Source organism: Amycolatopsis sp. NPDC059657 (genome assembly GCF_042734395.1).
Taxonomy (GTDB): domain Bacteria; phylum Actinomycetota; class Actinomycetes; order Mycobacteriales; family Pseudonocardiaceae; genus Amycolatopsis.
Genome location: NZ_JBHWEB010000210.1, coordinates 1 through 9,183, shown reverse-complemented (window position 1 = coordinate 9,183; position 9,183 = coordinate 1). Strand labels below are relative to the sequence as shown.

Annotated in this window: 10 protein-coding genes; 6 read left to right on the top strand and 4 right to left on the bottom strand. The window is 66.9% G+C overall.

What is annotated here, in order from left to right; genetic code table 11:
• The first annotated feature begins 74 nt into the window (after nt 1–74).
• The 4 genes from ACFV15_RS46860 to ACFV15_RS46845 are packed head-to-tail and all read left to right on the top strand — an operon-like array spanning nt 75 to nt 2,960.
• Entirely contained in the window at nt 75–344 is a 270-nt protein-coding gene (locus ACFV15_RS46860; protein WP_378359838.1) for a helix-turn-helix transcriptional regulator, read from the top strand.
• Nucleotides 341–874: a hypothetical protein gene (locus ACFV15_RS46855; protein WP_378359836.1), complete on the top strand. Its 534-nt coding sequence runs from the start codon at nt 341–343 to the stop codon at nt 872–874. Before ACFV15_RS46860 ends, ACFV15_RS46855 begins: the two co-directional genes overlap by 4 nt.
• Nucleotides 871–1,770, top strand: coding sequence for an ABC transporter ATP-binding protein (locus ACFV15_RS46850; protein WP_378359834.1), 900 nt, complete (start codon nt 871–873; stop codon nt 1,768–1,770). Before ACFV15_RS46855 ends, ACFV15_RS46850 begins: the two co-directional genes overlap by 4 nt.
• A complete protein-coding gene (locus tag ACFV15_RS46845) occupies nt 1,767–2,960 on the top strand; it encodes an ABC transporter permease (protein ID WP_378359832.1) in 1,194 nt (397 codons plus the stop codon). The genes ACFV15_RS46850 and ACFV15_RS46845 overlap by 4 nt, the downstream gene beginning before the upstream one ends.
• On the opposite strand, the gene ACFV15_RS46840 is transcribed toward ACFV15_RS46845, so the two are convergent.
• The 4 genes from ACFV15_RS46840 to ACFV15_RS46825 all read right to left on the bottom strand — a co-directional run bounded on the left by ACFV15_RS46840 (nt 2,947) and on the right by ACFV15_RS46825 (nt 7,219).
• Entirely contained in the window at nt 2,947–4,212 is a 1,266-nt protein-coding gene (locus ACFV15_RS46840; RefSeq protein ID WP_378359830.1) for a cryptochrome/photolyase family protein, read from the bottom strand. The two genes, ACFV15_RS46845 and ACFV15_RS46840, sit on opposite strands and share 14 nt — an antisense overlap.
• A gap of 75 nt (nt 4,213–4,287) precedes the next feature.
• Complete coding sequence (locus ACFV15_RS46835) at nt 4,288–5,604, bottom strand: citrate synthase (RefSeq protein WP_378359829.1); 1,317 nt, start codon at nt 5,602–5,604, stop codon at nt 4,288–4,290.
• Between the two features lie 104 nt (nt 5,605–5,708).
• On the bottom strand, nt 5,709–6,647 hold the full coding sequence (locus tag ACFV15_RS46830; RefSeq protein WP_378359828.1) for a carbohydrate kinase: 939 nt from the start codon (nt 6,645–6,647) through the stop codon (nt 5,709–5,711).
• On the bottom strand, nt 6,644–7,219 hold the full coding sequence (locus tag ACFV15_RS46825; RefSeq protein ID WP_378359827.1) for a TetR/AcrR family transcriptional regulator: 576 nt from the start codon (nt 7,217–7,219) through the stop codon (nt 6,644–6,646). The genes ACFV15_RS46830 and ACFV15_RS46825 overlap by 4 nt, the downstream gene beginning before the upstream one ends.
• A gap of 90 nt (nt 7,220–7,309) precedes the next feature.
• Here ACFV15_RS46825 and ACFV15_RS46820 point away from each other — a divergent pair, with 90 nt between their 5' ends.
• Together ACFV15_RS46820 and ACFV15_RS46815 are read left to right on the top strand one after the other, a co-directional pair.
• A complete protein-coding gene (locus ACFV15_RS46820) occupies nt 7,310–8,455 on the top strand; it encodes an acyl-CoA dehydrogenase family protein (RefSeq protein WP_378359826.1) in 1,146 nt (381 codons plus the stop codon).
• A gap of 126 nt (nt 8,456–8,581) precedes the next feature.
• Complete coding sequence (locus ACFV15_RS46815; RefSeq protein ID WP_378359824.1) at nt 8,582–8,941, top strand: hypothetical protein; 360 nt, start codon at nt 8,582–8,584, stop codon at nt 8,939–8,941.
• Nucleotides 8,942–9,183: the final 242 nt, after the last annotated feature.

The window sequence follows — 9,183 nt, the reverse complement described above, 5'->3', positions numbered from 1 at the left end:
CGGTTAGAACCGCCCGCAACGCGCACGACCCCTAAAACTTGACGAGTCGTTGGGTTTTTGCAACAGTTGGTTGCATGAGTCCGGTGAAACGCGGCAAAGAGCTGCCGATCCACAACCGGCTCCAAGTACTCCGAGCAGAGCGGGGACTGAGCCGCGCGGCACTGGCCGAAGCGGTCGAGGTCAACCCGCAGACGATCGGCGCGCTGGAGCGCGGTGATCACTATCCGAGCCTGGACCTGGCGTTCCGGCTGTGCTCGGTGTTCGACCTGCCGGTCGAGGCGGTGTTCAGCAGGGAGCCGTTCACCCCGCTGTCGACGCAGGTCTATCGAGAGGGGGGCAAATGACCGCACTACAACGTTTCTGGGAAGCACAACAGGAGCGGCTCGACCGGATGGAGCGGGAGCGCGCCCAGCGGATGCCGCGGTGGCGTACCCGGCGGGTACGCAAGCTGCTGTCCTGGTTCGTGCTGGCAGGCAGCGTGCTGCTGATCATCGGCGCCGCGCAGATCGAGAACTTCCCCGATTGGGTGTTCTTCGGGTTTTGGTTCGGCGGTTGCCTGCTCGCCGGTGTGCCGTACTACCTGCTGCGCATACTCACGGGCAAGATGAGCGGCGGCTTCTCGACCATGCTCGACGAGCGCGAACGCGCTTGGCGTCATCGCGTCACCTATATCGGCTACCAGATCCTGGTCGGGCTCATGCTGGTCGGGATCATGTACGGCATCGTGATCTCGAAGGAGCCGGAGGCGGGCTTCCGGGCGACGTTGATGATGATGGCGTTGCTGACGGTCGGCACCCTGATGCCCACCGTGGTGCTGGCCTGGACACTGCCGGACGACGATCCCGAGGACTTCGCGGAGGGGGCTGACCGATGACGAACACGCTGGAAATACGCGGAATCTCGAAACGCTACGGCAAGGTGACCGCGCTCGACGGCGTCACCTTCGACGTGCGCGGCGGTGAACTGTTCGGCTTCGTCGGCAGCAACGGCGCCGGCAAGACCACGACCATGCGGATCGCGCTCGGCGTGCTCACCCCGGACAGCGGCGACGTGTGGTTCAACGATCTGCCGATCACGCACGAGACCAGGACCCACATCGGCTACATGCCGGAGGAACGCGGCCTCTACCCGAAGATGAAGGTGCTCGACCACCTCGTCTTCCTCGCCGAGCTGCACGGGATGGGCACGAACGAGGCACACCGCAGCGCGGAGAACTGGATCGTCAGGCTCGGGCTGGCCGGGCGGCGCAAGGACGAGATCCAGAAGCTCAGCCTCGGCAACCAGCAGCGGGTGCAGCTGGCCGCCGCGCTGGTGCACGACCCGGCGGTGCTGGTGCTCGACGAGCCGTTCTCCGGGCTGGACCCGATCGCGGTCGACGTGATGAGCGAAGTGCTGCGGCACAAGGCTTCCGAAGGGGTGCCGGTGGTGTTCTCCAGCCATCAGCTCGACCTGGTCGAGCGGCTGTGCGACCGGGTGGGGATCATCAGGAACGGGCGGATGGTCGCCACCGGCACGGTCGACGAACTCACCGCGCACGCGGGCACCAAGCTCGTCGTCGGCGCGACGCGCGGCTGGGCGAGTGGCCTGGCCGGGGTGCGGGTGCTGTCGGAGAACGGGACGCGCACGGTGGTCGAGCTCGACGACGGCGTCGACGACCAGTCGGTGCTCGCGGCGGCGCTGGGCGCCGGGCCGGTGACGGAGTTCAGCCGTCAGCGCCGGTCGCTCACGGATCTGTTCAGGGACGCGGTCACGACGGGGGCGAAGGCATGAGCACGGTCACGCCGTGGCGGGCGGTCTGGTTGATCGCCAAGCGGGAGCTCAACACCAGGCTGCGCACCCGGTCCTTCGTGGTCGGCACCGCGGCGCTGCTGGTGGCGATGCTCGGTTTCCTCGCCGTGCAGGCCTGGATCAGCGACTCGACGGGCAAGAACACGGTCGGCCTCACCGGCCAGACCACCGGTGTCAGCGAGCAGCTCACCAAGCTCGGTGAGCAGGCCGGGCTGAAGATCGTCACCAGGCAGTTCCCCTCGGCCGATGAAGGCAAGGCGCAGGTCCAAAGCGGTGACGTGGACGCGCTGCTGTCCGGCACCGCGGCCGAGCTTCGCGTACTCGTCAAGTCCACATTGGACGACAAGCTGCGCGGTGTGCTGGACCGCATCTCCCAGCAGGAGGTGCTCAACGGCAAGCTGTCCGAGGCGGGCCTCGACCCCGGCCAGGTGCTGGCTTCGGTCGCCACCACCCGGGTGGCGGTGACCGAGCTCGAACCGGCCGATCCGGACCGCGCGCAGCGGCTCGCCATCGGCGCGATCGTGGCGATCCTGTTGTACATCACGCTGTTCACCTACGGCGTGATGGTGGCGCAAGGCGTGGTCGAGGAGAAGGCCAGCCGGGTGGTGGAGATCCTGCTGTCGACCGTGCGGCCGTGGCATCTGCTGCTGGGCAAGGTGATCGGCCTCGGCATCGTCGGGCTCACCCAGCTGGTCATCCTCGCCGGGGTCGGCGTGGTCGGCGGGCTCGCGACCGGTGTGCTCACGCTGTCCGGGGTCGCCACGGGCGCGCTGATCTGGGGCGTGATCTGGTATCTGCTCGGCTTCCTGCTCTACGCCACGCTGTACGGCGCCGCCGGCTCACTGGTGTCACGCCAGGAGGACACACAGGCCGTGATCGGTCCGGTGAACCTCGTGCTCATCATGGGCTTCGTCATCGGGCTCAACCTGATGACCTCGGCGCCGGACGGGCAGGCCATCAAGATCGCCTCGCTGATCCCGCTGCTCTCGCCGATTCTGATGCCTGGCCGGATCGCGGCGGGCACGGCCGCGCTCTGGGAGATCGCCGCGTCGCTCACACTGACGCTGCTCGCGGTCGCGCTGTTCACCTGGCTGGGCGCGAAGATCTACCAGAACTCGATCCTGCGCACCGGCAGCAGGGTGAAGCTGATGGACGCGCTCAAGAACCGGTGATCTCGCCGTAGCGTTCGAGAGCCACCTGGCGCTCATGGGCATGGTCGACCATGGGCGCCGGGTAGTTCTCGTTTTCGAGGAGATAGCGGCGCGCGTAGTCGCCCTTGGGGTCGAACTTCTTGCCTTGGGTGGCCGGGTTGAAGACGCGGAAGTACGGCGCCGCGTCCGAGCCGGAGCCCGCGACCCACTGCCAGTTGAGCTGGTTCGACGCGAGGTCGCCATCGACCAGATGCCGCATGAAATGCCGGGCGCCCCACTGCCACGGCAGGTGCAGATCCTTGACCAGGAAGCTCGCGACGATCATCCGCACCCGGTTGTGCATCCAGCCCTCGGCGAGCAGCTGCCGCATGCCGGCGTCGACGATCGGGAAGCCGGTCTTTCCCTGGCACCACAACTCGAACGCGGCCTTGTCGTCCTCGTGGCGGATCGAGTCGAAGCGCTTGTCGAGATTCCAGCGCGCGGCCTTCGGGTTGTGCCACAACACATCCGCGTGGAAATCCCGCCAGGCGATCTCGCCGCGCAGTGTTTCGTCGTCGAGGTCTTTGAGAATGGTGCGCGGATGGATGCAGCCCCAGCGCAAATACGGGGAGAGCCTGGTGGTTCCGGGAAGATCCGGCCGATCGCGTTGTTCGGCGTAGTTCGCACCGGAATCGAGGAAATCGCGCCAGAGCTTGAGTGCGGCCTTCTCACCCGGTTCGGGTAGCACCATTTCCCCCAGCGACGGGGCTTTCGGGATCTTGAGCGATTTCTTCGGCTCGATCCAGTCCACTGTGGTCTTCTTCGCCGGGTTGGGCCAGGAATGGCGCACCCAGGCGCGATAGAACGGGGTGTACACCTTGTACGGGTCGCCGTCGGCCTTGGTGATCCGGCCGGGCGTGATCGCGTACGGCGAGCCGGTCTCGACCCAGTCGATTCCGTTCTCCGCCAACACATTCGCGACTTGAGTGTCTCGCTCGCGGCCGTAGGGCGCGCAGTCGGTGCTGACGTGGACCTCGGTCGCGCCGACGGACCGGGCGGCCTTGAGGACTTCGGTCGCCGGGGCGCCCTTGACGATCATCAGGCGACCGCCGAGCTGCTCATCGAGCGCTTCGAGGCAGCCGTACATGAACGCCAGCCGCGGTTTCCCCGACGGTTTGAGCAGCGCCTCGTCCAATACGTACAGCGCCAGTACCTCGCCTTGGGCGGCCGCGGCGCAGAGCGCGGGATGATCGGCGAGACGCAGGTCGCGGCGGAACCAGAGAACGCTGGGCATCCACAAACGGTACCCGGACAGCATAAAGCCCGCTTAACTCCAGTCACGAACCTGGAGTTAAGCGGGCTTTGCGCTTTAACGCTCCGAAATGCCGGTGTAGTCCCGGGCCTTCTCGCCGGTGTAGATCTGGCGAGGACGGCCGATCTTGTTCGCCGGGTCGTTGATCATCTCGCGCCAGTGCGCGATCCAGCCGGGGAGACGGCCCAGCGCGAACAGCACCGTGAAGTACTTCGTCGGGAAGCCGAGCGCCCGGTAGATCAGGCCGGTGTAGAAGTCGACGTTCGGGTACAGCTTCCGCTCGACGAAGTAGTCGTCGTGCAGCGCCGTCTCTTCGAGCTTCTTGGCGATGTCGAGCAGCTGGTCGCCGCCCTTGAGCTTCGACAGGATCTCGTCGGCGGTGTTCTTGATGATCTTCGCGCGCGGGTCGTAGTTCTTGTAGACCCGGTGCCCGAAGCCCATCAGCTTCACGCCTTGTTCCTTGTTCTTCACGCGGTTGACGAAGTTCTCGACGTCACCGCCGTCGTTCTTGATGCCCTCGAGCATGTCGAGCACGGCCGAGTTGGCGCCACCGTGCAGCGGGCCGAACAGCGCGTTGATGCCGGCCGAAACGCTGGCGAACAGGTTCGCCTCGGACGAGCCGACCAGCCGCACGGTCGACGTGGAGCAGTTCTGCTCGTGGTCGGCGTGCAGGATGAACAGCAGGTCGAGCGCCTTGGCGACCTCGGGGTCGACGTCGTAGGGCTCGGCGGGCAGCCCGAAGGTCATCCGCAGGAAGTTCTCGACCAGGCCGAGCGAGTTGTCCGGGTAGAGGAACGGCTGGCCGATCGACTTCTTGTAGGCGTACGCGGCCAGCGTCGGGACCTTCGCCAGCAGGCGGATGGTCGACAGCTCGACGTTGGGTTCGTCGAACGGGTTCAGCGAGTCCTGGTAGAAGGTCGACAGCGCCGAAACCGCGCTCGAGAGCACCGGCATCGGGTGCGCGTCGCGCGGGAAGCCGCCGAAGAAGGCCTTGAGGTCTTCGTGCAGCAGGGTGTGCCGCTGGATCTTCTCGGTGAACTCGGTCAGCTGGGCCTCGGTCGGCAGCTCGCCGTAGATCAGCAGGTACGAAACCTCGATGAAGGTCGACTTCTGCGCCAGCTGCTCGATCGGGTAGCCGCGGTAGCGGAGGATGCCCGCGTCACCGTCGATGTAGGTGATGGCCGAAGACGCCGCACCGGTGTTGACGAAGCCGGGGTCCAGGGTGATGTACCCGGTCGACGCCAGCAACTTGCCCAGCTCGATCCCGGGCGCGCCCTCGACCGGGTGGACCACCTTGAGCTCGTGTTCGCCGCTCGGCAGCCTTAGCGCGACGGTCTCGCCGCCGGACTGCCCCGCAGTCGTCGCGTCGGACATGCAAGTCCCTCTCACGATTGTCTGATGTATCCCTCCACGCTAGTCGAGGAAGGGGTCACCGCGCAGCGGCTGGGTTGGCCAGAGCAGGCGCTTTGGGACAAGGTTCACACAGCCGACACCATTTCTTCGGCCGTCGGCGGTTCCGCGCCACTGCGGGAAACCGTGATCGACGCCGCTTTCGCCGCGAAAGCGAGTGCCGCACGCCACATTTCCGCGTCCATTTTCGTCAGATCGCGGATTCGGCGCTCGTGCAGATATGTGAGCAACGCCCCTTGGACTGTGTCACCTGCGCCGATCGTGTCGACCACCTCGACCCGCTCCGACGGCACCTCGGCGAGCTCACCCTCGGCGGTGATCACGGCCAGCCCGTCGGCGCCGCGGGTCAGCACGACCGCGTCCACCCCGGCCGCGACCCACTCCTTGGCGGCCTCGACAGCGTCCTTGCCGTCGGCGAGCCACTCGGCGTCGTCGTCGGACAGCTTGAGCAGCCGGACGTGCGGCAGCCAGGACGCGAACCGCGCGCGGTAGGCGGCGGGGTCGTCGATCAGCGCGGCCCGGATGTTCGGGTCGAGCGCGGTCAGCACACCGCGGGCGGACTCGCGGCGCAGCATCGTCTCGTACACGCTCGCGCCGGGCTCCAGGACCATGCCGAGGGTGCCGAGGCACAGCATGGTGACGTCTTCGAGCGGGCCGGGATCGGCGACGAGCCGGTCGGCGGTGCCCTCGGTGTAGAACGTGTAGTGCGCGGAGCCCTTTTCGTCCAGCGCGACCACGGCGAGCGTCGTCGGCTCGGCGCCGCGCTGCACCAGCGAGGTGTCCACACCGGACTCGTGCAGCCGCTTGATCAGCGCTTGTCCGAACCTGTCATCGGACACCCGGCTCAAAAAGGCCGACGGCACGCCGAGCCTGCCCGCCGCCAGCGCGACGTTGTACGGACCACCGCCGAGGCGCGGCAGCAGCGCGCGCAGCCCTCCGTCCACAGTGGAATCCAATGGTTCACCGGGTACGAGGTCGACGAGCGCCTCTCCACCTACGACAATCACGGGCGCGATGTTAGTCCGTCGAGCAGCAATTCCGACAGCGCCGTGAACGCCTCGGCGTCGGTGACCCCGGTCCGCTGGCCGACGACCCCGTTCTGGATGCCCTCGATGATCAACCCGGCCATCTCGGCGACGAGCCGCGCGTGGACGTCACGGAACACACCGTCCTGGACACCTTTGGCGATGAACGCCCTGATCCGTCCCGCGGCCGCCCGGCTGTTCATTTCATAGGTCGCGCGCGCCGGCGGGAATTCCGCGATGTCCGCCATGAAAGCGGCAGAGGCCCGTTTCAGGTATTCCGAAACACCGGCGAAGTACTCACCGATGATTTCGCGGGCGTCTTCCAGCGGCGCGATCCTGGCCTCGATCTGCTCGGCGGCGCCCTTGAAAAAGTGGGCGACGACCTTCACCGAGAGCTGCTCCTTGGACGGCGCGAGCGCGTAGAGGGTCGACTTCGAGCAGCGGAGCTTGCCCGCCAGGTCATCTAGGGTGAACTGGGCGAAGCCCTCGGCGAGGAACAGGTCCTCGAGCTCACTCAGAAGTGCCCGCTGCCGGGCTGTCGGCTGTCGTCCCATCAGATCACTATCCCTTACGCGGCCCAGAGCGTTACTGTACTCTGAACGGGCCTACAGTACTGCTTTCAGTACCACTTCTGGGAGGAAGCCATGCCCGCCGAACGTCTGCTCCCCACGACCGAAGCGCGGGACCTCGTCGCGCTGGCCGCGGACATCGCGCGGGCCGAGCTGGCGCCGGTCGCCTCGGAGTACGAGAAGGCCGACCGGTTCCCCCGCGAGCAGTTCCGGCTGCTCGGGAAGTCGGGCCTGCTGGGGCTGCCGTACTCCGCGAACTGGGGCGGCGGCGAGGTCTCCTATGAGGTCTACCTGCAGGTTCTCGAGGAGATCGCGGCCGCGTGGATGTCCGTCGGCGTCGGCATGTCGGTGCACACGATGTCCTGCTACGCGCTCGCCCACCACGGCACGGACGAGCAGCGCGACCGCTGGCTCCCCCAGATGCTCGACGGCGACCTGCTCGGCGCGTACGCCCTTTCGGAGATGCACGCGGGCTCGGACGCGGCCGCGCTGTCGACCAAGGCGGTACTCGACGGCTCGGACTACGTCATCAACGGCACCAAGGCCTGGATCACGCACGCCGGCGAGGCCGATTTCTACACGACCATGGTCAGGACCAGCGACAACGGCGGCCGCGGCATCTCCTGCCTGCTGGTCGACGGCAAGACGCCCGGCCTGTCCGCGGCCGAGCCCGAGCAGAAGATGGGCCTCACCGCGTCGACCACCGCGCAGCTCCGTTTCGAGGACGCGCGCGTGGCGTCGAACCGACTTATTGGCAACGAAGGTGACGGACTGAAGCTCGCTTTGTCCTCGCTCAGTTCGGGCCGGTTGGGCATCGCGGCGTGCGCCGTCGGGCTCGCGCAGGCGGCGCTGGACGAGGCCGTCGAGTACGCGAAAGGGCGCACCCAGTTCGGCAGGCCGATCATCGAATTCCAGGGCCTGGAATTCCTGCTCGCCGACATGGCGGCCACGGTCGAGTCATCACGCGCGATGTACCTGGACGCGGCACGCCGCCGCGACCGCGGCATGCCGTTCCAGCGCCAGGCCTCGATCGCGAAGCTGGTCGCGACGGACGGCGCGATGAAGGTGACCACGGACGCGGTCCAGGTGCTCGGCGGTGCGGGCTACACCAAGGACTTCCCGGTCGAGCGCTACATGCGCGAGGCGAAGGTGCCGCAGATTTTCGAGGGCACGAACCAGATCCAGCGCCTGGTCATCGCACGCGAGCTCAAGAACTCCTGAGTACTGATCGGTTGTCCGGAGGTTGACGTCCGGTACCCGGCGAGCGACACCGGACAACGTTTCGCGGCTACACATCTCCCTAGCCGGCGGCGATTTTCGCCGCCGTACGACCACTGGGAGAAGCTTGTGAAGAACAAGATCATCGCCGCCGCGGGCGCACTCGGCGTCGCGGGGTCGATCATGCTGGCAGGCGCACCCGCCGCTTCGGCGACGGCCGCCGGCGTCGAAGCGCCACCGTGCTCATGGGGCAACGGGCACTTCTGGTGCTACAACCGGCCCAACATCCCCGTCGAGTGGGCCGGAAAGGTCGTCGGTTACCTCTACGGCGAGTACAACTGGTTCACCTGCCGCTACGAGGGCGACCCCAACGGCGGCGGGGCCCCGCACCCGAACCGCTGGGACTTCACCACGGCCGACAACGGCGCCCGCGGTTTCGTGCGCGACCAGTACATCTACGACGAGACCAACGTCCTGCCGCCCTGCTGACCCGCTTGGCTGACCGAGGGTCGTGAGTGGTACGGCCGGTTCTATTGGGCGGAAGGGCAAAGGTGTCATGTCGTGCTGGGCGACCTTGGCCCGCTTCAGCCTTGGCCACGAAAGAGTGACTGTGGAGGGTTTGCGGCGGTGTGTGGGTTTTGCGTCGTCTAACGCCCCAAAACCCACACACCCCAGCCGATCGAGGTCGTGCGTGCTCGCGATGGAGCCTGGCCCCGGGCGGGGTCTGCGGT

Excerpts from the sequence above, each read along its gene's own strand:
- ACFV15_RS46860 (WP_378359838.1), top strand. The coding sequence starts at position 75 with ATGAGTCCGGTGAAACGCGGCAAAGAGCTGCCGATCCACAACCGGCTC.
- ACFV15_RS46855 (WP_378359836.1), top strand. The coding sequence starts at position 341 with ATGACCGCACTACAACGTTTCTGGGAAGCACAACAGGAGCGGCTCGAC.
- ACFV15_RS46850 (WP_378359834.1), top strand. The coding sequence starts at position 871 with ATGACGAACACGCTGGAAATACGCGGAATCTCGAAACGCTACGGCAAG.
- ACFV15_RS46845 (WP_378359832.1), top strand. The coding sequence starts at position 1,767 with ATGAGCACGGTCACGCCGTGGCGGGCGGTCTGGTTGATCGCCAAGCGG.
- ACFV15_RS46840 (WP_378359830.1), bottom strand. The coding sequence starts at position 4,212 with ATGCCCAGCGTTCTCTGGTTCCGCCGCGACCTGCGTCTCGCCGATCAT.
- ACFV15_RS46835 (WP_378359829.1), bottom strand. The coding sequence starts at position 5,604 with ATGTCCGACGCGACGACTGCGGGGCAGTCCGGCGGCGAGACCGTCGCG.
- ACFV15_RS46825 (WP_378359827.1), bottom strand. The coding sequence starts at position 7,219 with ATGGGACGACAGCCGACAGCCCGGCAGCGGGCACTTCTGAGTGAGCTC.
- ACFV15_RS46820 (WP_378359826.1), top strand. The coding sequence starts at position 7,310 with ATGCCCGCCGAACGTCTGCTCCCCACGACCGAAGCGCGGGACCTCGTC.